3 tRNA genes are annotated in these 320 nt (G+C 52.8%); all 3 read left to right on the forward strand.

Annotated elements, in window-relative coordinates:
• Positions 1-64: 64 nt before the first annotated feature.
• The 3 genes from AC0TWI_RS12165 to AC0TWI_RS12175 all read left to right on the forward strand — a co-directional run bounded on the left by AC0TWI_RS12165 (position 65) and on the right by AC0TWI_RS12175 (position 320).
• A tRNA-Thr gene (locus AC0TWI_RS12165) sits at positions 65-140 on the forward strand.
• A gap of 15 nt (positions 141-155) precedes the next feature.
• Positions 156-231, forward strand: a tRNA-Lys gene (locus AC0TWI_RS12170).
• Between the two features lie 7 nt (positions 232-238).
• Positions 239-320: transfer RNA gene (locus tag AC0TWI_RS12175), tRNA-Leu, on the forward strand.

Genomic DNA, 320 nt, shown 5'->3' on the forward strand with positions numbered 1-320 from the left:
GAGAGCATCTGCCTTACAAGCAGAGGGTCGGCGGTTCGATCCCGTCATCCTCCACCATATTTATGCCGGCCTAGCTCAATTGGTAGAGCAACTGACTTGTAATCAGTAGGTTGGGGGTTCAAGTCCTCTGGCCGGCACCAGCTTCATTCTTTTTTGAGCCATTAGCTCAGTTGGTAGAGCATCTGACTTTTAATCAGAGGGTCGCAGGTTCGAATCCTGCATGGCTCACCATTTTTATGCGGGTGTGGTGGAACTGGCAGACACGCTAGACTTAGGATCTAGTGCCGCAAGGCGTGGGGGTTCGACTCCCTTCACCCGCA

The organism is Lederbergia sp. B243.17, assembly GCF_057657925.1.